A 25,310-nucleotide genomic window follows, 5' to 3' on the forward strand; every position below is an offset into this window, starting at 1 on the left:
AACAGCAATGAATAAGAATAAGATATACCCTATCTATTTTGTGTATGGTGCACTCGCTTTATATATTGCTCTATTTGTTATTCCCAGTGTAATTGGAATTGGGTATTCCTTTACAGACTGGTCGGCATATTCAGATAAGTTAAAATTTGTAGGGTTAGATAATTTTAAAATGATTTTCTCATCGGATGAGGATTACCTGGCTATTATAACCAATACGCTGAAATTCACATTTACTACAACGATATTAAAAAATCTATTAGGTCTGATATTAGCTTTATTACTTACGAAATCAATTAAGTTTTTAAATTTTCATAGAGGCATTATGTTTATGCCGTCCGTTCTATCCACTTTAATTATTGGTATGATTTTTAAGTCCATCCTCGATCCTTCAGGAGGGCTGTTAAACACCTTCTTAAGATCTGTCGGTTTGGATTTTTTAGCCGGTAAATGGCTGGTTACCTCAGAGCTGGCTTTTGGTTCTGTTATGGCGGTTGATATCTGGAGAGGCACAGGATATATCATGACTATCTTAATCGCCGGTATCCTCTCAATTTCAGGTACTTATTACGAGGCTGCAAGTATAGACGGAGCAAACGGTTTTCAGAAATTCCGTTTTATAACCTTTCCGTTACTGCTTCCCACCCTGGCAACTACTACGGTACTAAATATCATATACGGTCTTAAGGTATTTGATATGATCTATGCTCTGACAAACGGGGGACCGGGTAAAGCCACGACTGAAGTATTGTATACCGCGGTATTTAAAAGATTTGGTACCGGACAGTATGCAGCCGGTACGGCACTTTCTTCCGTAATGTTTGTTTTTATGGTTATAATCGGAACCTTTATGATTAAAATAATGACAAAGAATGAGGTGGTTGAATAATGAAGCAAAAATTAGTAAGAGTACTCGTGGGTAATCTGACCGCCTGGATTATATCAATCATATCCATGGCGCCGCTGCTCCTTATTTTATTCAATTCCTTAAAAGACAGTCAGAGTGCATCGGATATGAACTTAAAACTTCCGGCCTTTCCCATACAGTGGGAAAACTTCTCTGTGGTCATAGAAAAAGGTAAATTGTTTGGCTCCTTTATAAACAGCTGCATTTATTCCTTGGGAAGTGTACTGTTATGCTGTCTGCTTTCATCCCTGGCGGCTTATGTGTTATCCAGGAACCGTACTAAACTTATGAATATTATCTATATGTTTATAGTCCTTGGAATCACCATGCCGGTTAACTATGTTGCCTTAACAAAAGTTATGATGTTTTTAAATTTAAATAACACGAGACTTGGGATAATATTATTATATACAGCAATGCAGCTTCCATTCTCCGTATTTTTAATCTACAGTTTTGTAGCAAAAATACCGGTTGAACTGGATGAAGCAGGAGTCATAGACGGCTGCAAGCCTCTCAGACTATTTGCTTCAATTATACTTCCCCTTTTAAAACCTGCGGTGGCAACGGTATTCGTCCTTACCTTTTTGAATACCTGGAACGAATTTGTTTCCCCTTTGTATTTCCTAAGCAGTTCTGCCAAATGGCCGATGACCCTGTCGGTATATAACTTCTTTGGCATGTATTTTAAGGACTGGAATCTGGTATGTGCGGATATTGTTATGACAAGTCTGCCGGTAATTATTATCTATCTGTTAGGTCAGAAACATATTGTCTCTGGTATGACGGCCGGAGCGGTTAAAGGTTAAGTAAGGCAGGGTTTCTATTTAAATTACGGTACTCCCTTGGAGATTGATGATAATATCTTTTAAACGCATTGGAAAAATGCTCAACAGAGGAATAACCTAGATCCTGTGCTGCCATGGTAATACTTTTTCCCGGGTCCAGTAATAGAATGATAGCGGCAGACATCCTGGCTTCTGTCTTTTTCTTTAAAAAAGTTTTGCCGTAATGACGTTTTAACAGTCGTTCCGTCTGTCTTTTGCTTAAGCCCAGTCTAGAGGATAAGTCCTCTAAAGACAGATTGTTATACTCATATAAGAAATACTCTTCAATAATTAAATATTTACGGTTGGATAGATCCGGATGGGTTATCTGGTTTTGACTGCTGTGTTGATTTTCATAATTACGCACCAGATAAATGACTAACTGTTGAAGAAGAAGTTCCGTCTGTTTTATATAACCGGTAGATTTTTTATCCAGTTCAATGAAAATCTGCTGCATCAGGGGATGGATATTCTGACAGTCCTCACCGAACCAGAATTTCGTACTTTCAAAAATCTGCAGATAAGAACCTTGCTTTACTGTTCTTTTGTGCAGATTTTTTCTTTCAAGCTTTAGATAAATACAATATTCCGTCATTGGGTCTTCTTTATCAGGAATCTGCTCATGTACGACATGAGGTCCCGTGATATACAAGGTATTGGGCACAATATGATAAGTCACCTCATCTATTTTAACCGTACCCCGTCCATAGGGAATATAATGGATTTCATAGCTGTTATCACTATGGCTGTGCCCTGGTATGGAACGCATAAACCGCTCATAGGCGATATGGAGGGCATAAAAATCCAGCTGTTCCATTGAAAATTTTATATTTAGATCATTATAAGAAAGCATTATGTATCACCTCTTGTTCAGCATAGCAAATAAGGAAAAGATGGTCAATAAAAACATGCGAAAAGGCGACATAAAACCTTTAAGAATGTCAATTAAATCTATAGTAATATAATCTGGGTCTGTTATAATTCCATTATAAGTTGAATTTCCTGATTCTTATCATTCAATCATTTTGGAAGTGAAACAAATAAAAAATATTATCAGGATGTAATATACATCCGAAGGAGGCAAAAATGTTAAAAGGAATACCACAGATTTTATCACCGGAATTATTAAAAGTATTATGTGAAATGGGGCACAGCGACAGGTTAATTATTGCAGACGGTAATTTTCCGGCAGAGTCCATGGGAAAGAAGGCAGTAGTGATCCGGTGTGACGGTCATGGAGTGCCGGAAATCCTGGAGGCCATATTAAAGTTATTTCCACTGGATTCTTATGTGGAACATCCGGTGAATCTTATGGAAGTAATGCCTGGAGACCCGGTTAAGACACCGATATGGGATACTTATAAATCAATTGTTTCAAAATATGATGAAAGAGGAGAAAAGGCGGTAGGTAATATCGAACGCTTTACCTTTTATGATCAGGCAAGAGAGGTTTATCTAATTATTGCCACCAGTGAGAAGGCGCTCTATGCCAATATTATGCTGCAAAAAGGAGTAATTGCCGATTGACAGATGCTTATATTTTACCGGAAGAAAAAGTATAGAGTAAAAAAAATAAGCAAGACACGGGAATAAGGCAGGAATAAGGAGGTATCAATGTTAGCAGTAAAAAGAAGACCGGACAGGAAAATTACGGAGGTAAAACGGGTACAGGATGCATTAATCCTGTATTCGGAGGATGGTTTAACGAAGCTGGAGCCGAAATCACCGGATATTATCCGCATTGTTTATACGCAGAGAGATTATTTCTTAAGCCAGGCAAAACCAGGGGTAATATATGACGAAACTTTCTCTGGCTGGGATTATAAAGAGTCTGGTCAGGAAATCAGGGTAGATACCGGCAGTTTATTCGTAGTCATAGATAAAACTACAGCCTCCCTTAAGTATTATGACTACAAGGGGAAGCTGCTCCTTGGCGAACGGGATTATGAGAGTAAGAATTTAGAGGAATTTGACTCCTTTCAGACGGTGATTGATGAAAATACAAAGGTGGAACGGATTGTTACCCCGGATGGTATTAAGGAAGTTGTGAAAGAAGCCTCAAAAGTATTTGACCGTAAGCTTTACAGAACCAGACTGTATTTAACCTGGCAGGACGGGGAAGCCCTTTATGGTTTGGGCCAGCATGAAGAAGGATATCTGAATCTGAGGGGAACAATGATTTATGTACATCAGGCCAATAAAAAAATCGGAATCCCCGTACTGGTTTCAAGTTTAGGCTACGGTATTTTAATGGACACTTACAGCCCGATGATATTTAATGATACCAATGCCGGTTCCTACCTTTATACCGAGGCCGATGAGGAGCTGGATTATTACTTTATCCATGGCGGAAATATTGACGGAGTGGTACATGGTTACCGTAAGCTGACGGGAAAAGCCATTATGCTGCCAAAGTGGGCTTTTGGCTTTATACAGTCCCAGGAGAGGTACGAAACTGCAGAAGAATTAAAGAATATTGTGGCAGAACACAGAAACAGAAAAGTAGGTCTTGACGGTATCGTTCTTGACTGGTGTTCCTGGGAAGGCGAATTATGGGGACAAAAGACATTCGACCTAGAAAGATTTCCGAACCCGGCTGCTATGATGGAACAGCTACATGAAAATCACGCCAATCTGATGTTGTCTGTCTGGCCAAATATGAGCAAGGATTGTGAGAATTATAAGGAATTTGAAAAAGAACAGCTTCTGTTACCGGCCAGCAGTATTTATGACCCTTTCCGCGAGGAGGGCAGGAAGCTATACTGGAAACAGGCAAAGGAAGGCTTATTCTGTTTTGACATTGATGCCTGGTGGTGCGATTCCAGTGAACCCTTTACTCCTGAATGGAATCATATGGGAAAGCCTGAGCCAAGTACCATGTACCATGAATTTTATGATACTGCCAGCCAGTATATGAGAGCTGAACTTACCAATTCCTATGGGTTATTCCACGCCAGAGCTATATATGAAGGCCAGCGGGGCGAGACAGAGGAGAAAAGGGTATTAAACCTTACCCGGAACGGCTATACGGGACAGCAAAGATACGGAGTAGTTTTATGGTCAGGAGATATCTCGGCAGACTGGACCACGATGAAACGGCAGATAGCCGCCGGATTAAATTTTTGTGCCAGTGGAATTCCTTATTGGACCTTGGATATCGGTGCATTTTTTGTGAAAAAAGGGGTACAGTGGTTCTGGGATGGTGACTATGAACAGGGCTATGAAGATCTTGGTTACCGTGAATTATTCACCAGATGGTTTCAGTACGGCTGTTTTCTGCCTATATTCCGAAGCCATGGTACGGATTTTAGAAGAGAACTCTGGAACTTTGGCGAACCAGGCAGTATGTTTTATGATTCCCTCATAAAGATGAACCAGTTAAGATACCGCCTGATGCCCTATATCTATTCCCTTGCCGCAAAGGTTTGGAGGGAGGATTATACCATGTTTCGTCTCCTTGCCTTTGATTTTCCTTATGATGAAAAGGTAAAAAATATTGACGACCAGTTCTTATTCGGTGACAGCCTGATGATTTGTCCTGTAACACAGCCTATGTATTATGATAAGAATTCCACACCGGTTACAAATGTGGAAAAAACAAGACAGGTCTATCTTCCTAAGGGAACCGGCTGGTATGATTTCTGGACAGAATATTACTATGAAGGCGGTCAGGTAATTACTGCTGCCGCACCCATAGATATTATTCCTGTTTATGTAAAAGCAGGAAGCATTATACCAATGACTGATCCAATGCAGTATGTGGATGAAGTACCGGATGCACCGATAGAGGTATTGGTTTATCCTGGAAGGGATACAGAGTATTTAATTTACGAAGATGAAGGCAACAGCTACCGTTATGAAAAAGGCGAATACTCCATTACGAAGATGGTCTGGTCCGAAGAAAACAGAGAACTTAAAATAAGTGAACCATCAGGGAGTTATCCCGGTTTGGTGAAGAACAGAATATTTAATGTAAAAATAGTCTCAGACAGGTAATTTATATAATAATTGAAAATTCTTAAAAATTGTATATAATAAAATAAGTATTGAATATACATGTTTGTATGATTTTATGTAATAATAGTGAATGAACGGATGGAAATCTGCTCGGAGGATATAATAAACGATGCTGTGACATGAAGTTTTGACACTATTGATTTAAAATTAAAAATAGGGGTTGTTGCATTATGGTTTATTTTGCAGCGCTCCTTTTTCATTTCTAATTACATAATTCATAAAAATAATATTTTCATTAAGGAGACCAGTTTATGAAGCAAAATGGAAAAAGAATTTTTAAACTATTCAAAAAATCGAAGGAACATACCATTTTGTATCAGTTTATGGTGACATATTTTATTGTATTATTTATTCCATTATTTATTTGCAGTGGATATTATGTAAGAATGATCTCAGTAATAAGCCACGACGATGTACAGGCGAGAAAAACAGAGTTAAAACATGCTGCGGTTTTAGTGGATACGATGCTGGATGAAGTTTCCTACTTAGGTGACAGTCTAGCCACCAATTCGGGTGTTAACAGCTTTAAGAGAATGTCCACCGTTTTTGATGGTCCTAATTCCTATGAGGTATATGAATTGCATTCCTTGCTCCCGGACTTATATGCTATTAATCAGTCCATATTTGATTATTTTATTTTTTTTGATAAAAGTGAGACGGTAGTGAATAGGCAGATTGCCTATACATACAAGGATTTTTATGATCTCTACCTCCATGAGGAAAGTTATGAAAGTTACGAGGACTGGTACCAGCATATGAAAGAGGATAAAGTGATATACGGATTGAGTCCGATGGAAGCATATAAATACAAAAAGAAAACGGATTTAAATATGATTGCTTATACCAGACCCATGATTTATGGGGATTATAACGGTAAAAGCAGGATACAGATCCTGCTTAAAGATACGGTATTAGAAACCTTAATGCCGGCACGGGCGGATAATAGTATACAATTTATAAAAGATTTTCATGGAAAGCTCCTGTATTATAAAGCCCAGGGTGAGCCAAAAGAGATGGCTTTTGGGGAGGTAATCCCGGCAGTTAATACGGTCATTACCCAAAATAAGAACCCTGAGAATCAGACAGTACTGCTTGGTAAAGAAAAATATTTGGTGATCCGGTATGCCTCAGACAATTCCGGACTGGAATATTATATGCTGCAGCCAATGGTGGCAGTTAACAGCAGGAGCATGTATAGTATAATCGTGCTGGCTGTTTTTATTTTTGCTGCAGTTACGGTGGGAATCGTATTAAGTTATTATATGTCAAAGAAAAGTGCTACCCCTATTAATGATATTATGAAGGAAGTTTCCCAAAGTACGAAAGCATTTAAAGGTCATCAGGCAGTATTTTTAAGCCTAAAGGAGACTTTTAATCATCTGGTAAATACCAATACGGATATGGCACGGATGATTGAAAGTCAGAAACCATTTTTGAGAAATTCCTTTTTTAATCGACTGTTATATGGAAACTTTACCACGGAGGAAGAGGCGTCCATCATCGCAGATAATATTGGACTGCCCCATAAAGACAGAGTTTTTGGCATCCTGATATTCCGTTTCAATACGGAAATAGATAAAATAGTGGAAGATGATCTGAAACTGATTAACTCCTGCATTCTTTCCTTGATTGAAGTAATGAAAGCGAAACTTCCGGACAGCCTTTTTACAAATCTTGATAGTAATCAGGTAGTACTGATGTTTAGTATTGATAAGAAACGCAGGGAGTATTTCAGAGAAGAAACAGAATATAAGATTAAGAAAATCAAAGAGGCTATGCCTGCAAATGTATCGGAGCAGTTCTTTGTATATGGCGGCAATGAAGTAGAGAGCCTGACAGAACTTAAGGACTCCTATAATAATGCAGTGTATATGTTCCAAAATGAAAAAGGGCAGATTGACAATACCGTTATTTGGTATATTAATAATTTTGTAAATATTCCGTCTTATCCTCCCCAGGATTTTTCTTTAAAACTTATGCATTATGTAATGGCAGGAGATAATGAGGGACTCCATGATGCATTGGAAGATATCATAAAGAAGTATTTTATTGAGAACAACCTGCCGGTATACCTCCAGCATATGCTTTTAAATGAATTGCAGACTGTATTGTTTAGAATCATCCGCCGGATTGGGGCGGACGAATCGGAATACCGTACCTATTATAATAAATTAGAGGAAAATAGTAATGCAACTCTCCTTAACCAGATTACTCTTACTCTTAACCTCTACCGGACAGTATGTAAAGGTGTCAATGACAAGAAGAAACTTAAGGATACCTCTGCACTTACGGCTTCCATCGCTTCTTATATTGATATTAATTACGGTGACAAAAATCTGTCCCTTACCAGTGTGGCAGATATCTTCAGTATAAGTGAGCCCTATTTATCCAGTATATTCAAGCAGTCTCTTGGAATTAATTTTTCTACTTATATGGAAGGGATAAGAATTGATAAAGCCAAGGAATTTTTGGAGAAGACAAGTCTCTCAATCGGAGAAATCTCGGATCACGTAGGTTACGGTTCCACTAATTCTTTTTGCAGAGCGTTTAAGAGGGTGACGGGAACCAGCGCCTCTGAATACAGAAAAAAATAAGGAATGAGAGGGATGAGCATGAATAAAAGCAAGAAAATAGCGTGGAGTATTATTTTAATTAGTACAATACTATGTCTGATCTTTGTTATTGGATATCGGTCCAATTTATTTAAAACGCAGGTTGACGGGAGGGGAGAAGTTAAGAATGGTTCCAATGAGGTTAAAGTGGAGCTGTTCTATAACGGTCCCTGTGAATCCTGTAAGGAAAACGAGAAATTTGATAAAGCTGTCAGAGATAATATCCTAAAGATTAACCCGGACGTTAAAATAACCTGTATTGCTTATAATGTATTCAAAGAACAAGACAAAGAATATATGGATAAACGTCTCAAAACACTGGGAATATCTGACGCAGATGCTACAGTACCCTTAGCTTTGCTGGACGGGAAAATCTATAAGGGAAGTTATGATGAAATCGGCAGTCAGATCGGCCAGGATATTAATAAAGAGCTAAGTGAAGATATTGGTAAAGCTTCAGATAATGATAAAAGTAATAATTTAGACAAAGATAACAGTAAAGATATAGGCAATGGTTTTGATAATGATAACGGTAAAGATACGGGTAATGACAACAGTAAAGATGTTAATGATAATATAATTAAGGATATAAGTAAAGATAAGGATATCAGGAGTATGATAGAGAATGCTGATCCTGGTGATAGTATTCTTTTGCTTTTTACTACATATTCCTGTGACAGCTGTGCACAAGTTAAAAAATTTCTCCAAAGCACTCTGAAAAGCGAATATACAATTAAGAAAGAACAGGGTAATACAGTATCCAAAATAAAATTGATTGAGTGTAACATATTAGATTCAGGGAATCTGGAACTGCTTAATGAACTTATGAAACAATATGCAGTACCAGGTAATGAACAGCAGGTTCCGCTTGTTTTCTATCAGAATGGTTTTCTGTCGGGTGAGACGGCTATCAAAGACGGCTTGGTGAAAGTGATTGAAGACGGCAGTGCAATGGGCTTTTCGTGGAAAGAAGGAGAATCTGCTGCAGAAAATGATAGAATAGAAGGAAAGGATTTATTAAAGCTTGGGGCTACAGGGTTATTAAATGGCTTAAATCCCTGCTCCGCATCCATGTTACTGATGGTTTTATCCCTGCTTTTAATGTCCGGCAAGGATTTTATAAAAGGAAGTCTCAGCTATATGGCCGGAAAGGTATTGGCTTACTTGGGAATGGGAATGGGAGCCTTCTTCGTTTTTGCTGTAATTAAAGAAGCTTATTTTACCCGTATGGAACAAATCCTAACCACGTGTTTTGCTGTTTTGGCACTGGTTTTGAGTATTTTGAACTTTATTGATTTCTGGAATGCAAGAAAAAAGAATTATGGTAAAATAATTGTTCAGCTGCCGAAAAAACTAAGACATTTTAATCATACAGTTATTAAAAAACTTGACAATGTACCAAGAACATTCTTCCTGCCGGTGCTGTTTGTACTGGGGATAGTTATTTCCGCAGGTGAATTCTTCTGTACAGGTCAGCTCTATGCGGCCTCCATTCTTTATATGGTCAAACAAAAACAGGAGATGACCTTTTTGGTATTCTGGATGCTTCTGATCTATGTACTGGCTATGTGCATACCTCAGGGTATTATTATCTTTATTATAAATAAAAGCAGGAACCTGCCGGCGGTATCCAGATTTACCTTACAGGGAATGACTGCAGTTAAATTAATATATGGATTTTTATTCCTGCTGTTATTTATACTTTTATTATTTTTCTGAAAATTCTACCTGGGTGATAAGAGAAATTCCGGTCAATGCTGTTAAATTATCCAGCCACTGCGGCGGAATGGACTGAAAATTATGATTCAGACCGGCTTCTAATTCCGCCAGCAGGCGGACTCTGACTGCATCCCTATGGATGTAGCAGGGTTCAGGGTCATTAAAAAAATCAATGCTCTTTTCAATAATAATATTCTCTGATAAAGGAAGATCATCCCATCTCCCCTGGTAGATCAGACGGTTTTTACTGTAAATATCAATATGCATTTTTTTCTTTTTATCTTTTTTTAATGTAAACATATGAAACCACCTTTATTTTTTATATATCAGACTTTTCCAAATTCGTTTTTGGATATATCCGGGGAGCCGATGCACTAATTATAACATTAACTGTCCTCTGAAACAAGCTATGTAAAAAGCCGCAAAGCCTTGAAAACAGCGGGTTCTTAAAATATGAATAGTGGGGAAAAAGTATTGTATATATATTTTTGATCGGTAATATGCAATGATGAAATAAAGAAAAGGAAGAGGTGAATGAATTGCTTAACAGTAATAAAGCTAATGTAACGATTCAAAAGAAAGGAAGCTTCCTGAAATATTTCTCTGCCCATTGGCAATTATATTTTATGATAGCACTGCCTTTAATTGTATTACTGCTTTTTGCTTATGGTCCCATGTACGGCGTTATCCTCGCTTTTAAGAATTATAAGGTAACACTGGGAATATGGAATAGTCCATGGGCTGATAATTATGGTTTTAATAATTTTATAAGGTTCTTCAAAAATTATAATTTTAAAGAATGCCTCCGCAATACCTTGGTTGTTTCCATATATTCCATGGTGGTGAGCATACCTTGTTCCATATTTTTAGCACTTTCATTAAATTATGCTAAAAATATCGTATTTAAGAAAACCGTCCAGCTGGTTACATATTGTCCGTATTTTATATCTACCATCGTATTTGTAGGAATTATTAATCTGATTATGGACAACAGAACCGGTGTAATCGGCAGTGTCCTTTATAATCATTTCGGAATTAATGTGTTGGGCAGTGCAGGACTGTTTCCTTCCCTTTATGTGTGGACCGGTGTTTGGCAGGGGATAGGTTTCAGCGCAATTATTTATATCGCTGCCCTGGCAGGTGTGGACATGGAGCAGCATGAGGCGGCTATAATCGATGGAGCCACTCTTTTGCAGAGAATACGGTTTGTGGATATACCGGCTATTATACCTACAGTGGTTATTATGATGATCTTAAATATGGGAAGTCTATTAAATGTCGGGTATGAGAAAGTTCTTGCTATGCAGAACCAGAATAACCTGGCTACTTCAGAGATCATTACAACCTATTCTTATAAGGTATCTTTGGTTTCCACATTTCCGGATTATCCGTATTCTACCGCAATCGGACTGTTCCAGTCACTGGTTGGATTGGTTCTGATACTTACTGCAAATAAAATTGCCAATAAAGTATCGGGAAATGGTTTTATGTAAAGGAGAAAATTATGAAGAGTAGAAGAATTACACAGGATAAGGTTGTTTATTTTGTCAATTATATATTGCTTACCCTGCTGTTAATTGTTGTGTTATATCCTATTATCTATATTATCAGCTGCTCGTTTAGTAGTGGTAATGCGCTGATGTCTGGCAAGGTCAAACTCTTTCCGGTAGGATTTACCTTAGACAGCTATGATACAGTATTTAAATATAAATCAATTTGGACAGGGTTTAAGAATTCACTTATATATACGGTTTGCGGGGCTTTAATCAGTATAATCCTGACACTGTTTGCAGCTTATCCCTTATCCAGGGATGATTTCCGGGGAAGAAAAATATTTACAGGGCTTTTCCTGTTTACCATGATGTTTTCAGGGGGATTAATACCTACCTTTTTGCTAATTAAGAATCTGAACATGATCAATACCATGTGGGCAATCATTCTGCCCGGTGCAGTAAGTGCCTACAATGTTATCGTCGCAAGAACTTTTTTTAATCAGACGATACCTAAGGAACTACTGGAAGCATCAAAGATGGACGGATGTTCTGATTTTAAATTCTTTTCTATGATAGTAATACCTTTGTCAAAACCAATTATAGCGGTACTTTGTCTCTGGGTAACGGTTTCTTTATGGAATTCTTATTTTAATCCTATGATTTATATCAATTCAGTAGATAAATACCCGCTACAGCTGGTACTCAGAAAAATCCTTCTGATGTCCCAGGTGGATCTGACTTCCACCAGTGTGGATCCAATTATGGTGGCGAAGAACCGGTATTTAAGTGAAATGTTAAAGTATGGGACAATTATTATCAGCAGTCTTCCCTTAATGATTGCTTATCCTTTTGTACAGAAATACTTTGTAAAGGGTGTTATGATTGGTTCTGTTAAAGGTTGAGTATGAACCTTTTAAGGTTTATATATAAATAATAGGAGGAAAAACTATGAAAAAGAGAAGGTTTTTTAACAAACGGATGATTTCTGTTATAGCTGCTGTTGCTATGGTAGTATCATTATTGGGAGGTTGTGGTAAATCGGATACAAAATCTTCCGACCCAAAAACAGATGAAACGAAATCAACGTCTTCTGAAGACCCATTTAATTTCAAATCTGTTAAAGATGTAACTTTTCCACTAAAGCAAAAACTTGATTTAAATGTTTTTGTATATGCAACGAATACAGGCGGTGGTACTTATCAGGATAATTATGTAACCGACTGGATTGAGGAAAAAACAAATATCCATTTGAATTATGTATATGATTTAGATGGTGATGATGCAAAAACCAAATTAAATCTTGTTATGACAGATTCAGCCAGTCTGCCTGATATATTCCTGGCTACGAACTGGACGAAATCAGAAGTACAGTCTTATGGACAGCAGGGACTGATTCTTCCGCTTAATGATTATCTGAAAGATGCGCCGAACTGGAATACTAATAATGAAAAGAGTCCTACCAGAAAAGCGGATCTTACCATGACTGACGGAAATATCTATACATATGGTGATGAGAATGAATGCTTTCATTGTATGTTCCAGAACAGAATGTGGATCTATATGCCTTGGGTAGAAAAGCTCAATGGTGGTAAAGTTCCTCAGACTACAGATGAACTGTATGATTACATGAAAAAAGTGAAATCACAGGATCCAAATGGTAACGGTGCAGCAGATGAAATACCGATGACCGGTTATATCGGCGGCTGGGCAACCGATCCTACTGTATGGATGATCAACTCCTTTGTACAGTGTAACAATCCATTAAGTAATACAAATCCTACGGTAGCAGCCGGACTTGTAGTTAATAATGGTAAAATTGAGTATAACGTAATGAAGGACCAGTATAAAGATGCGCTTAAATATATGAATAAGCTTTATACAGAAGGTTTACTTGATAATCAGACCTTTACTCAGGATGGTACTCAGTTTGATTCTGTTTTAAATAATGATGACCATCTTGTAGGATTATATGCAGACGGCGGTGTCAATGCAGATGGAGATAATTTCTGGGCTAATAAACCTGGTGATTGGCAGAACTGGGCATGTCTTGAGCCGGTTGCTGGACCTGATGGTGTAAGACTGGCAGCCAGAAGTATAACCACTTACTTTGGTTCTTCTGTAGGAAGTATATCTGCTAACTGCAAATACCCGGTTATAGCAGCAGCCTTATTTGATTTCCTGGCATCAGAAGAAGCTGCTAATGTGCAGTCCTATGGGCCGGAAGGCATTGGCTGGGACTGGACAACAGATGGGACTTCTTTAGGTGATGGTACTCCTAAATATGAAACCTATAAAATTCCGGATGATTATGACTGGCTCGGTAATGGATTTTCTAAAAAATATGATCATTGGTATTATACTTCTGATGCTATGTTAAGATCCAGTACTGTTGATTTCCGTTCTGCCGTAAAGATAGAACACCCTGATGTAAATGGGGATTATGTATTCCAGAAGGCAGCGGAAAAATATGAGAAATATTCACCGGATGTCAGTACTCTGATTCCAAACCTTGCTTTCGGAGGGGAAGACAGTCAGGCTATTTCTGAATATACACTGACCATCGGCGGATTTGTAAACCAGGCTGCGGTTCAGTTTATTACAGGCAATACAGATATTGATAAAGAATGGGATAATTATATCAGCAAATTAAAGGATATGGGAGTAGATGACTATATTGCACGTTATCAGAAATGCTATGATGCATATATGAAAACAGCTGGCAAGTAATAAGGATTAGATAGTTAAGAATACTGCTCCAGGCGGGTGCGGCTGCAAAAATGTAAGGTTACAAAACCCAGGTCTAGAGTATGGATTATATTTTTGTATCATATAATCCGTATTCTTCCCGGGAAAAATACTTACTGATTTTTGCAGTCGCCCCTTTTTATTACATAGGAAAGTTCACCGAACTTCCCTATGTAATAAAAGCCCGACCGGCAGGATGCGCATGACGCACTTAAGGAAGATGTCACTGTCGTGACAGCTCGTCAGCGCTGAGTCTGGCAAGCCAAACTCTTTCTTATATAATAAGAAATTACGTTCTATTACATAATAATTTGTTTGAATCATTAATATAGTTCAAATAAACCTTAGTATTTATCATTGAATCATAAAATCCAGTATTCTATAATAAATCATTCATCAATATTCAGATAAAAACACTTAAATTGGAGGAAATATTTATGAAAAAACAGGCCTTTAACCCATATCTTCCGTCCTGGGAATATATACCTGACGGGGAACCTTATGTATTTGGAGATCGTATCTATGTCTATGGATCTCATGACCGTTTCAGGGGAAATGCTTATTGTCTAAATGATTATGTATGCTGGTCGGCTCCGGTTGATGACCTGGGGGACTGGAGATATGAAGGGGTGATTTACCCGAAGATATCGGATCCGTTGAATCCGGACGGGCGCATGTGTTTATATGCACCGGATGTAACAGTAGGTCCTGACGGACGTTATTATCTATATTATGTCCTGGATAAAGTCAGTATCGTATCCGTTGCAGTGTGTGAGGAACCGGCAGGAAGATACGAATTTTACGGTTATGTACATTATGCTGACGGTACACGTCTGGGAGAAAGAAAAGGTGACGAACCTCAGTTTGATCCGGGAGTCTTAACAGAAGGTGACAGAACCTATTTGTATACCGGCTTCTGCGGTGTAGGTGACAAATCCAGAAGCGGCCCTATGGCTACGGTACTGGGGCCGGATATGCTTACCATTGTGGAAGAACCGGTATTTATTGCTCCAAGCGAGCCCTTTAGTGAGGGCAGCACCTTTATTGAACACGAGTTTTTTGAAGCGCCGTCCATCAGAAAAAGAGGAGATACTTATTATTTTATCTATTCCTCTATTGTTATGCATGAATTATGTTATGCAACCAGTAAATCTCCCACTAAAGGTTTTGTATACGGCGGAGTAGTAAGCAGTAATTGCGATATGCATATCCATTCCTATAAACCAGCCAGAAAACCTATGTATTATGGGTCTAATAATCATGGAAGTATTGTGGAAATTAAGGGTCAGTGGTATATATTTTACCACCGCCATACTGATGGGACCAATTTCAGCCGTCAAGGCTGTGCAGAGCCGATTAAGTTTTTAGAAGATGGATCAATCATACAGCCGGAAATGACCTCCTGCGGATTAAACGATGGCCCTTTAGTGGGTAAGGGAGAATATCCTGCTTATTTAGCCTGCAATCTTTTCTGCAGTCATGAAGAAATTTATACTCCCCTTGGAGGTCTGTGGATGGACAGCCGGTTCCCCAAAATAACACAGGACGGCAGAGATGGGGATGAAGAAATAGGTTATATTCAGAATATGTCTGATATGGCTACCGCCGGATTTAAATATTTTGATTGTAAAGGAATTAAAAAAGTTGCAATTAAAGTACGTGGATACTGTAAAGGTGAATTTGAGATAAAAACCTTCTGGGATGGTAAAGCACTTGGAAGTATTCCGGTGGGATTTACGAATATATGGAAAGAATATACGGCGGACATTATCATTCCGGATGGTGTGCAGGCAATTTATATTACTTACCGCGGAGAGGGCAGTGCATCATTACAATCATTTACTTTAATTTAATCTGGAGGATTCCTTATGGAGAAGAATCGTTTACTATATGACAGACCGGTGCCTTATCAAAGATTCAGACCGGACAGTGAAGAAATATGGAATGAAGCAACCCCCATTGGCAATGGAAACCTTGGGGCTATGATTTTTGGAGGAGTTTGGCAAGAAAAATTACAGCTGAATGAGGATACCATCTGGTATGGAAACGGTGGAAGAAACCGCGTGAATCCGGAAGCAAAAGACAATTATCTTAAGGTCCGGCAGTTACTGTCGGACGGTTTGGTTTCAGAAGCCCAGGAACTGGCAGAGGATACTTTAATGCCAATGCCGGACCAGCAGAGAAATTACAGTACCGCCGGTGAAGTCTTCTTTGATTTTCATGAGGATAAAGTGGAATTTAAAAATTATAAGAGATACCTTGACTTAAATCGGGCGATTGTAACGATAGAATATGAGATGGGAGCCAGGGAGTACCAAAGAGAATATTTTGCAAGTGCCGTTCATCAGGTAATTACCCTCCACCAGGAGAGTAAGGGGGATGAGAAAGTAAATGGCTGTCTGACCCTAACATCTTTCCGTAGTAATGTGGAAAAAATCGAGAAGTTATCCGAACGTATCCTATCTATGACCGTTAAGGAGGGCGCAGAGGGCTGCCGGTATTGCATTATGGCTGCAATCAAGGAGGAAGGCGGTACGGTGGAGATCCACAGAGACCAGATTCGTGTGAAAGAAGCAGATTCCTTTACAATCTATCTGTCAATCCGAAGTGATTTCTATCAGGAAGACCCGGTCCTCTGGTGCAGGGGTAAACTTGAAGCCGTACTTAAATTACCTTATGAAGAGGTAAAGTCGGAACATGTTAAGGAGTATAAAAGTTATTTTGACCGTGTTCAATTTACGTTAGGGCAGGACACTATTAAGGAGGAAAGGACAATCCCTGAAAGACTGAAAGCCATGGAACAGGGAGAAGAGGATCCGGGGCTGATCGCAGCTTATTACCAGTTTGGCAGATATCTGTTGATTTCAAGCAGCAGACCGGGGTCACAGCCGGCTAATCTGCAAGGCATCTGGAACCGGAATGAGCATCCTGCCTGGGGCAGTAAATATACCATTAATATCAATACAGAGATGAATTACTGGCCGGCTGAAAGCTGCAATCTAACGGAATGCCACCTGCCGCTGTTTGAATTAATCCGCAGAATGCTTCCGTTTGGGCAAAAGGTTGCAAAGGATATGTACGGCCTATCCGGATTTGTTGCCCATCATAATACGGATTTGTTCGGAGATTGCGCTCCCCAGGATACGGTAATGCCCTCTACTCTCTGGCCTATGGGAGCAGCCTGGTTATGCATCCATATCTGGAACCACTATGAATATACCCTCGATTTGAATTTTTTAAAGGAGAATATGGATCTGATTAAGGAAGCCAGTCTTTTTATGGCAGACTATCTCTTTGAAAACCATCAGGGGAAACTGGTAACCGGACCTTCCATCTCACCGGAAAATACCTATCTCCATCAAAGCGGACAGGAGGGACAATTATGTATCGGACCCTCTATGGATACGGAGATTATCAGAGACCTGTTTACGGCTTGTATCAAGGGGGCAGAGCTTACCGGCTGTGTGGATGTTTTGACTGAAAAACTGAAAACACTTTTACTTCGTCTGCCGGAGCTTTCTGTGGGAAAGTACGGCCAGTTAATGGAATGGGCGGAGGATTATGAGGAAATGGAACCGGGACACCGTCATATTTCCCATTTATATGCACTTTATCCGTCGGAACAGATTACTTATGAAAAAACACCGGAATTAATGGAGGCTGCAAGGGTGAGCTTGGAAAGACGTCTTAAGAACGGAGGCGGTCATACGGGATGGTCAAGAGCCTGGATCATTAACATGTGGGCCAGACTTAGAGACGGTGAAAAAGCCGGAGAGAATATCAGGGAGCTGTTGACAAGATCCACCTATCCCAATCTTTTTGACCGTCATCCACCCTTTCAGATTGACGGCAATTTCGGCGGAACGGCAGGAATTGCTGAAATGCTGTTCCAAAATGTAGACGGTGAACTTACCTTTCTTCCTGCCTTGCCAAAAACCTGGGATTGCGGACATATAAGCGGACTAAAGGCCAAAGGTGCCCTTCTGGTATCTTTTGACTGGAAGGACGGAAAGGTTATTTCTGGCAGTATTCGTGCGGAAAAAGGCGGACAGTTCTGTTTTATAAAACCTGACGGAATTACCAGAGTCGTTTCGGAACAAAACGTGAGCATTACTTATGAAGAACAGAAAGTAGCTTGTTTCGGTGAGGGCGTTTATGAAATACAGTTTTTATAATGTATTTAATTGTTTGTATAAACAATTTATTGCATAAGGATTGATGACATGGTGCAGTTGCATGAATTTATCCATCATTTCTGTTCAAAATATGGTTTATTATGACTTTTTAGATAAAGAACATAGTTAGGAGATTGAATATGATGCAGAACAAGACTGGAAGGTTAAAACTGCTGCAAAATAATAATTGGAAATTCATGTTTGGGGATTATCCTGAGGCTAAGGACTTTCAATACGAGGACAGTAGCTGGTATGATATCGGGATTCCCCATTCCTTTGGAATACCGTATTTTCAGGAAAATGAATTTTATGTTGGTTACGGATGTTACCGAAAAGTAATTTATGTGGATGAGAGTTGGGCCGGTAAGAGATTATCTCTGGAATTTCAGGGTGCATTTCAGGATGCTGAAGTTTATTTAAATGGTCAGCTAGCGGGAGTCCATAAAGGCGGGTATACTGCTTTTGAGATTGACATTACTTCTTATGTTGTTGCAGGGGAGAATTTATTATTTGTTCGGCTGAATAATAACTGGAATCCAAGGATAGCACCCCGGGCAGGAGAACATGTATTTAATGGAGGGATATACCGGGATGTAAGTCTCCTGATTACGGAGCCGGTACACATAAGCTGGTATGGTACTTACGTTACAACTCCTTTTGTTTCGAGGGAGGAAGCGGTTATTGATATCAATACTGAGGTAAAAAATGAAACAGACTCTTTCGTTACCTGCAGACTGGTCTCTGTCATTGAATATAAAGGGGTTGAAGTAATCAGGTGCTCCGAGACAAGACAGCTTCAGGCAAAGAGCCAGATGGTTTTTCATCAGAGTGATACAATCACGGCGCCTAAATTGTGGCATCCGGATACACCTAAGTTATATGTCCTGAAAAGTTATGTTTATATGGGAGAAGAGTTATATGACAGTTATGAAACTGTCTTTGGAATCCGATGGTTTTATTTTACTTCGGATAAAGGCTTTTTTCTTAACGGAGAACATTACGATATTAATGGAGCAAATGTACATCAGGATCACGCAGGGTGGAGCGATGCGGTTACACATTCCGGAATACAAAGGGATGTAAAAATGGTTAAGGACTGTGGTATGAATTTTATCAGAGGCTCCCATTATCCTCATCATACGGTATTCGCTGAGGAATGTGATAAACAGGGTATACTATTCTGGTCGGAAAATTGTTTCTGGGGAACCGGAGGACCTAAGGAAGAGGGATATTGGACCAGCAGTGGTTATCCCATTAAGGAAGAAGATCAGTTTGAATTTGAAGAGAGTTGTATTAATACCCTGAAAGAAATGATACGGACAAACCGGAATCATCCGAGTATTATTGTCTGGAGTATGTGCAACGAACCATTTTTTTCTACCGCAGAAGTTATGGACAAGGCAAAAAATCTTGTGAAACGATTGGTAGGAGTAAGTCACGAAGAAGACCCGACCCGTCCTGCCGCAGTTGGCGGAGCCCAGCGAGGGGGTTTTGATACCCTGGGGGATATCGCAGGGTATAATGGAGACGGGGCAACAATTTTTCATGATCCGGGTTTTCCAAACTTCGTTTCAGAGTATGGAAGTTATGAAGAAAGTAACCGCCCGGGCAGTATTGTCTCCGGGGAAATGGATATGGATTATCCCTGGCGTTCCGGTAAAGCGTTATGGTGTGCTTTCCATCATGGAAGCATCTTGTGGAATATGGGATACCTGGGAATGATTGATTATTACAGGCTGCCTCTTAATCTCTGGTACTGGTATCGGGAGACTCTGCTGGGAATTAAACAGCCGGAACCGGTAAAGGAAGGGACTCCCTATGCAGTGAGAATTACGTCAGACCGGACATGTATTAAGACGGATGGCACGGAAGATGCTTTTATTATGGTAGAAATAATTGATCAGGACGGGAACAGGATAGCCAATTCCATGGAAGTCGAGCTGGAGGTTATAAGCGGAGGAGCAGTTTTCCCTACAGGGAAGCGTTTTGTATTTTCACCTGAAAAAAGGAATTTTTATGAAGGTCTTGGTGCAATAGAGCTGCGTTCCTATTATGCAGGAGAAAACCGGATATCGGCTAAAGCAAATGGGCTGGTTACAGGAGAACTTATTATCAATTCAGCAGGAGATTACGTTTGGGAGAATCAAAAACGAAAGGAACTATTACCGCCGCCCTCAGTTCAGGGGTTTCCAAAAAGTGATAAGAGTTTCAACATTGGTGTAAGCAGACCGGTTTTTGCAAGCAGTGAAGAACCGGATTATGCCGCCAGAAATGTTACGGACCAGGGCAGTACCAAACCCTGGCGTGCCGGAAAGAAAAAGTCTGGTGAATGGATCATGGTCGATCTTGAGGGCACCAAACCGGTAAACCGGGGAGAACTATTTTTTGAGGAGGTTAACAGTAAGCCCTATGAAATCAGTATTTCCAGTAATGGGGTAGATTTCGAGGTAATAGCGGTCGGTAAGGATAAAGCTGTTAATTCGTTTTTGGATATCAGTCTGGGTGGAAAATCATTTCGTTATTTCAGAGTTCTATTTCCGGAAGAAGCGGCTGCTATCCTTAGAATTAAATTATTTAATTAAGATAATACCTCGTGTTAGAAACGAAGGGGACTTAACTGTGTGATTGTATATAGATCATGCGGGTTTAAGTCCCTGATTATATAAGAAAGGAACATAACCATGGATTATTATGTAGAACTGAAACTAAGAAAAGATGCTCATAACGGAGGTTTTTCCAACGGACTGACCTTATGCGGAAGTGAATCCACAAAAGGGCTTGAGAGAATCCTTAAAAAGGATGACAAAATTGTTTATAAAAATAATACCAATCACTATGTAACTATGAATATGGTGCATAATAGCGATACCATTGAAGTCAGTACCTTATTTGAGAATAAAGGTACTGAAAGTACAACCTTGGAGATGCTCTCTTCCTTTGCCATAAAGGGAATTAAAGCGGATAAAATCCATAGACTTCAGTCCTTTTGGAGCGCGGAGGGAAAACTCAGGACGGAAACCACCATGGAACTACATTTAGAACCCTCCTGGAACCAGTGCGGTATGCGGGTTGAGAAATTCGGCAATTTAGGTTCTATGCCAGTGCGGAAGTATTTCCCTTTTATTGCTTTGGAAAACAGTGAAACACAGGAGTTTACAGCGGTTCAGTTATACAGCCCATATTCCTGGCAGATTGAGATTCTGTGCAAAGAAGATGAAACACTGTCACTAGTGGGCGGTATTGCAGACAGGGATTTTGGACATTGGTTTAAGAATCTATCACCGGGGGAAACCTTTACCACCCCGAAAGCAGTCATTGCCAGGGGAAATTCACTTTATGAGGTGTGTGACAAACTGGTGAAAGCCCAAAAACCTGAAATATCCCAAGTGGATCTGGACATGGGTATTATGTTTAATGAATATTGTACTACCTGGGGTAACCCAACCCTTGAAAACATCAAGAAAATATGCAATAAGTTAAAGAATAAGGCTGTTAAATACCTGGTAATCGATTCCGGCTGGTATGGTAAAAATGAGGGCTGGTGGGCCAGCATCGGGGATTGGGATGTCAATTATGAAAAATTCCCCGGCGGGTTGAAAAAAGCTGCGGATTATATCAGAGAAAACGGTATGATTCCCGGTCTTTGGTTTGAAATGGAATCAGTAGGCAGGCTGTCAAAACATTGGAACAATATCGAACATTTATTGAAAAAAGACGGTGTCGTATTGACGGTAGGGGATAAACGTTTTTGGGATATGTCCGATCCCTGGGTTATTAAGAATCTTCATAAAATGGTCATAGAAACCCTGAAAGAATGCGGGTTTGGCTATATTAAAATAGATTATAACGATACAATCGGTATTGGCTGTGACGGAGCCGAAAGTCTTGGGGAAGGTTTAAGGCAGAGAATTTTGGCCACCCAGGATTTTTTCAGAAAAATCAAAGAGGAGATACCTGATATTGTAATAGAAAACTGTTCCAGCGGAGGGCACAGGCTGGAACCCTCCATGATGGAACTGGTATCCCAGGCAAGCTTTTCCGATGCCCACGAAACCACCGCCATTCCAATTATAGCGGCAAATATGCATCGGGTAATAAAACCGTCTCAAAGCCAGATTTGGGCCGTAATGCGCGGAAACGACAGTGATAGCAGAATTTATTACTCAATCATAAGTACATTCTTTGGCAGAATGTGCTTAAGCGGAGACATCTATGATCTGACCGATAAGCAATGGAGCTTAATTGAGGAGGGGATGGATTTCTACAGAGAGGCAGCTGATATCATAAAGTCGGGAACGACTATAAAAATCGAAAACCGGGTTATAAGCTATAACAAACCTGAGGGAGAGCAGATCGTAATCAGAAAATATGAAAATAAATTCCTGGTGATTGCTCATCGATTTGAAAATTCAAAAGAGACCAGTACAGATTACTTAAAACATTATAAAACAGTGAGAGAATATGGGGCGATAGATTGTGATTTCAGTGCAAAGGCCTGGCTTCTTATAGAAGAATAAAATACCCTTATTTAGCTGAATGCAGATGAGTATGTCAAAATAGTATTAGTTTATGAGAAAATATCTAAAGATTTTTCAGAGGGATTTGTATATATTTTTACTAGAATATTAAATGTCTAAGAGAGGTAATGCAATGAGCCAATTACAGGGTAAAATATTGATTTATACAAGAAAACCACAAAATGAATATACGGAATCCTTAAGTAACAGTATTCATTTTGCCTATAGCGGTGATTCCGGTGAGTTTGAGCTGCTAAACCGTAATTACGGCATTTTATTTGCACAGGCAACGGTGAATCAGGATAATGTAATCAGGGAAAAGGGACTTAAAAATCCATATATATTCCGTACTTCTGACGGTGCCTTCGGTATTACTGCCGTCAGAATTTCTGCGGATAGCAGGGAGGATGAGGAAAGCAAAGGGCATGTCCTGCTTTGGACCTCTAAAGATTTAATTTCATTTCAGTACAGAGGACTTCTCAAACTGCATGAAGAGGCATATGTCAAGGAGGCAGTCTGTGAGTACAACGAGAAAGAAAAACAGTATGTAATTCACTGGCAGTCTGAGGAGGGTAACCATTACATAAATAGTCTGCAGAACCTGACGGAAGCGGACTGTGTGTCATTACCGGTTTCGGAAAAGGCATACGGCTTTACACGGCCTGTGGTTTCTATAGCCGGTATTATTCCCGGTAATATACTGGCCATTGATGAGGAAACAGGGAGCAAATTAAAAGACCACTGGAGTCCTGTATACCATAAAGAGATTCGTACTCCAGCCAGTGTGACAGCGGTATCAGCAGAGCAGTTGAAAGCGGTGAGAGCAACTGCTGTCTATTCAGATGGCTCCACCCATGAAAAGAAAGTGCAATGGGATTTTAGTCAAGTTGACTTTTCCATACCTGGGACTTATATAATAAGCGGGAAAGTCGTACAGGAGAAATTTATGTTTCCATTAGCAAGGGGATATGCAGATCCTGTTATTCTGCCCTGGAACAACAAATATTATTATATTGCAACCAATGATAATAAGGATGACATCGGTATCTATGTAAGAGAAGCAGATACGATTAGCGGTTTATTTGCACAGGGGTATACGGAAACGATTATTTTAGACTTGGATGAAGAGAGAGGGTTTAACCAGACTTTTTGGGCACCTGAATTCCATGTGATTGGGGGAGATTTATATTTACTTTTTGCTGTCAGCGGCAGTGTATGGGGCCCCCAGTGCCATATGATGAAGTTAAAGAAAGGCGGAAATATCTTACGGGCAGCCGACTGGAAAAAGCCTGTCCGGATCAAAAAAGTGGACGGGACTTATCTGACCGAAGATGGTATTACACTGGATATGACATATTTCAGAGCCGACGGTGTTTCGTGTGTTGTATGGTCTTACCGCAAAGGAATCGGAACCCCCTTAGATACCGGCTCCATGCTTTATATAGCCACGGTAGAAGAATCAGACCCCACCATACTGACCAGTGAACCGGTTCTGCTTTCCAGACCTTTATTTGGCTGGGAGAACGTCCAGGGAACTATTAATAATGAAGGCCCTTATCCCCTTATAACAGAAGATACGGTTTATATCACTTATTCCGGCGGGGCGGCATGCGGATATACCTATGCTTTAGGACTTCTTAGCATACCCCGGGGCAGTGATTTTCTGGATATTAATGCCTGGAAGAAAGCAAGCACCCCGGTCTTATCTTATTTTTCCGTAAACGGAGTGTACGGTCCCGGACATAATTCCTTTTTCAGGGATAATGATGAAACCATTATGATCATGTATCACGGAGAAGAGGAAATCGTCAAATTCGGAACCAGGTGTACTGCCATGCACAGAGTACACATTAACCATGCAGGAGTTCCGCTGTTTGATGTGGCACAGGAAAGGGACCTGAATACAAAATTGACGGATGTGACCATAAAGGTAATTGTAGAATAATCCGGATAAACATTTATATATTTCGGGTCGGAGAAGGATTGAAGGGAAAAGGTGAAGCACATAATTTTAAGATACGAGGCATTTTGGATTAGAATTATAAAACTATAACGGCATATGTATTCCTAAAATCCCCCGGCGTACAATTTAAGCGTTTCTGAAAAGCGTCATAAAGCCTTCTTTCGTTATTATAACCCACATGATAGCTGATCTCCGACATGGTCAGGTTCTGTTCGAACAATAATAGCGCGGAGGCTTTTTTTATCCGGATATATTCCAGGATACATTTAAACTATTGCCAGTATATTTTCCGAAGAGGGACGAGGTATAGTTTGGATGCAGCATTAATTCATCACCTAATT

General features: G+C 39.7%; 17 protein-coding genes. 14 read left to right on the forward strand and 3 right to left on the reverse strand.

From position 1 onward, the window contains the following. Positions 1 to 7: 7 nt before the first annotated feature. Positions 8 to 886 carry a carbohydrate ABC transporter permease gene (locus RBU59_RS21405; RefSeq protein ID WP_308144506.1) on the forward strand — a complete coding sequence of 293 codons (879 nt, stop codon included), beginning with the start codon at positions 8 to 10 and terminating at the stop codon, positions 884 to 886. Beyond that, positions 886 to 1,710, forward strand: coding sequence for a carbohydrate ABC transporter permease (locus tag RBU59_RS21410; protein ID WP_308144507.1), 825 nt, complete (start codon positions 886 to 888; stop codon positions 1,708 to 1,710). The genes RBU59_RS21405 and RBU59_RS21410 overlap by 1 nt, the downstream gene beginning before the upstream one ends. Here the strand turns inward: RBU59_RS21410 and RBU59_RS21415 are convergent. Then, positions 1,700 to 2,581, reverse strand: coding sequence for an AraC family transcriptional regulator (locus RBU59_RS21415; protein WP_308144508.1), 882 nt, complete (start codon positions 2,579 to 2,581; stop codon positions 1,700 to 1,702). The genes RBU59_RS21410 and RBU59_RS21415 overlap by 11 nt on opposite strands. 233 nt (positions 2,582 to 2,814) lie before the next feature. Between RBU59_RS21415 and RBU59_RS21420 the strand changes: the two genes are divergently transcribed. The 4 genes from RBU59_RS21420 (at position 2,815) to RBU59_RS21435 (ending at position 10,076) form a co-directional block, all read left to right on the forward strand. Further along, positions 2,815 to 3,255, forward strand: a complete 441-nt coding sequence (locus RBU59_RS21420) for an RbsD/FucU family protein (RefSeq protein ID WP_308144509.1) — start codon at positions 2,815 to 2,817, stop codon at positions 3,253 to 3,255. An 87-nt stretch (positions 3,256 to 3,342) separates the two neighbouring features. Next, entirely contained in the window at positions 3,343 to 5,724 is a 2,382-nt protein-coding gene (locus tag RBU59_RS21425; protein ID WP_308144510.1) for a glycoside hydrolase family 31 protein, read from the forward strand. A gap of 272 nt (positions 5,725 to 5,996) precedes the next feature. After that, entirely contained in the window at positions 5,997 to 8,339 is a 2,343-nt protein-coding gene (locus tag RBU59_RS21430) for a helix-turn-helix transcriptional regulator (protein WP_308144511.1), read from the forward strand. An 18-nt stretch (positions 8,340 to 8,357) separates the two neighbouring features. Continuing rightward, positions 8,358 to 10,076: a hypothetical protein gene (locus tag RBU59_RS21435; RefSeq protein WP_308144512.1), complete on the forward strand. Its 1,719-nt coding sequence runs from the start codon at positions 8,358 to 8,360 to the stop codon at positions 10,074 to 10,076. Here the strand turns inward: RBU59_RS21435 and RBU59_RS21440 are convergent. Beyond that, on the reverse strand, positions 10,065 to 10,376 hold the full coding sequence (locus RBU59_RS21440; RefSeq protein WP_308144513.1) for a hypothetical protein: 312 nt from the start codon (positions 10,374 to 10,376) through the stop codon (positions 10,065 to 10,067). The two genes, RBU59_RS21435 and RBU59_RS21440, sit on opposite strands and share 12 nt — an antisense overlap. 239 nt (positions 10,377 to 10,615) lie before the next feature. Between RBU59_RS21440 and RBU59_RS21445 the strand changes: the two genes are divergently transcribed. The 8 genes from RBU59_RS21445 (at position 10,616) to RBU59_RS21480 (ending at position 24,951) form a co-directional block, all read left to right on the forward strand. Continuing rightward, positions 10,616 to 11,569 (forward strand): ABC transporter permease, encoded by a 954-nt coding sequence (locus tag RBU59_RS21445; protein ID WP_308144514.1) that lies wholly within the window; start codon positions 10,616 to 10,618, stop codon positions 11,567 to 11,569. 11 nt (positions 11,570 to 11,580) lie between these two features. Continuing rightward, positions 11,581 to 12,471 carry a carbohydrate ABC transporter permease gene (locus RBU59_RS21450; RefSeq protein WP_308144515.1) on the forward strand — a complete coding sequence of 297 codons (891 nt, stop codon included), beginning with the start codon at positions 11,581 to 11,583 and terminating at the stop codon, positions 12,469 to 12,471. A gap of 46 nt (positions 12,472 to 12,517) precedes the next feature. Next, on the forward strand, positions 12,518 to 14,296 hold the full coding sequence (locus RBU59_RS21455) for a DUF3502 domain-containing protein (RefSeq protein ID WP_308144516.1): 1,779 nt from the start codon (positions 12,518 to 12,520) through the stop codon (positions 14,294 to 14,296). A 455-nt stretch (positions 14,297 to 14,751) separates the two neighbouring features. Further along, positions 14,752 to 16,167, forward strand: a complete 1,416-nt coding sequence (locus tag RBU59_RS21460; RefSeq protein WP_308144517.1) for a family 43 glycosylhydrolase — start codon at positions 14,752 to 14,754, stop codon at positions 16,165 to 16,167. Between the two features lie 15 nt (positions 16,168 to 16,182). Next, on the forward strand, positions 16,183 to 18,489 hold the full coding sequence (locus tag RBU59_RS21465) for a glycoside hydrolase family 95 protein (protein ID WP_308144518.1): 2,307 nt from the start codon (positions 16,183 to 16,185) through the stop codon (positions 18,487 to 18,489). 140 nt (positions 18,490 to 18,629) lie between these two features. Continuing rightward, complete coding sequence (locus RBU59_RS21470) at positions 18,630 to 21,071, forward strand: glycoside hydrolase family 2 protein (protein ID WP_308144519.1); 2,442 nt, start codon at positions 18,630 to 18,632, stop codon at positions 21,069 to 21,071. A gap of 99 nt (positions 21,072 to 21,170) precedes the next feature. Next, positions 21,171 to 23,006, forward strand: coding sequence for a glycoside hydrolase family 36 protein (locus RBU59_RS21475; RefSeq protein WP_308144520.1), 1,836 nt, complete (start codon positions 21,171 to 21,173; stop codon positions 23,004 to 23,006). Between the two features lie 133 nt (positions 23,007 to 23,139). After that, complete coding sequence (locus tag RBU59_RS21480; RefSeq protein ID WP_308144521.1) at positions 23,140 to 24,951, forward strand: family 43 glycosylhydrolase; 1,812 nt, start codon at positions 23,140 to 23,142, stop codon at positions 24,949 to 24,951. A 94-nt stretch (positions 24,952 to 25,045) separates the two neighbouring features. Here the strand turns inward: RBU59_RS21480 and RBU59_RS28850 are convergent, their stop codons facing one another. Further along, a complete protein-coding gene (locus RBU59_RS28850; RefSeq protein ID WP_442871717.1) occupies positions 25,046 to 25,231 on the reverse strand; it encodes a helix-turn-helix domain-containing protein in 186 nt (61 codons plus the stop codon). Positions 25,232 to 25,310 lie beyond the last annotated feature (79 nt).

The organism is Anaerocolumna sp. MB42-C2 (assembly GCF_030913705.1).
Classification (GTDB): domain Bacteria; phylum Bacillota; class Clostridia; order Lachnospirales; family Lachnospiraceae; genus Anaerocolumna.

Bases quoted from the DNA above. Each gene is read 5' to 3' on its own strand.
- RBU59_RS21405 (WP_308144506.1), top strand. From the start codon at position 8: ATGAATAAGAATAAGATATACCCTATCTATTTTGTGTATGGTGCACTC.
- RBU59_RS21410 (WP_308144507.1), top strand. From the start codon at position 886: ATGAAGCAAAAATTAGTAAGAGTACTCGTGGGTAATCTGACCGCCTGG.
- RBU59_RS21415 (WP_308144508.1), bottom strand. From the start codon at position 2,581: ATGCTTTCTTATAATGATCTAAATATAAAATTTTCAATGGAACAGCTG.
- RBU59_RS21420 (WP_308144509.1), top strand. From the start codon at position 2,815: ATGTTAAAAGGAATACCACAGATTTTATCACCGGAATTATTAAAAGTA.
- RBU59_RS21425 (WP_308144510.1), top strand. From the start codon at position 3,343: ATGTTAGCAGTAAAAAGAAGACCGGACAGGAAAATTACGGAGGTAAAA.
- RBU59_RS21430 (WP_308144511.1), top strand. From the start codon at position 5,997: ATGAAGCAAAATGGAAAAAGAATTTTTAAACTATTCAAAAAATCGAAG.
- RBU59_RS21435 (WP_308144512.1), top strand. From the start codon at position 8,358: ATGAATAAAAGCAAGAAAATAGCGTGGAGTATTATTTTAATTAGTACA.
- RBU59_RS21440 (WP_308144513.1), bottom strand. From the start codon at position 10,376: ATGTTTACATTAAAAAAAGATAAAAAGAAAAAAATGCATATTGATATT.
- RBU59_RS21450 (WP_308144515.1), top strand. From the start codon at position 11,581: ATGAAGAGTAGAAGAATTACACAGGATAAGGTTGTTTATTTTGTCAAT.
- RBU59_RS21455 (WP_308144516.1), top strand. From the start codon at position 12,518: ATGAAAAAGAGAAGGTTTTTTAACAAACGGATGATTTCTGTTATAGCT.
- RBU59_RS21460 (WP_308144517.1), top strand. From the start codon at position 14,752: ATGAAAAAACAGGCCTTTAACCCATATCTTCCGTCCTGGGAATATATA.
- RBU59_RS21465 (WP_308144518.1), top strand. From the start codon at position 16,183: ATGGAGAAGAATCGTTTACTATATGACAGACCGGTGCCTTATCAAAGA.
- RBU59_RS21470 (WP_308144519.1), top strand. From the start codon at position 18,630: ATGATGCAGAACAAGACTGGAAGGTTAAAACTGCTGCAAAATAATAAT.
- RBU59_RS21475 (WP_308144520.1), top strand. From the start codon at position 21,171: ATGGATTATTATGTAGAACTGAAACTAAGAAAAGATGCTCATAACGGA.
- RBU59_RS21480 (WP_308144521.1), top strand. From the start codon at position 23,140: ATGAGCCAATTACAGGGTAAAATATTGATTTATACAAGAAAACCACAA.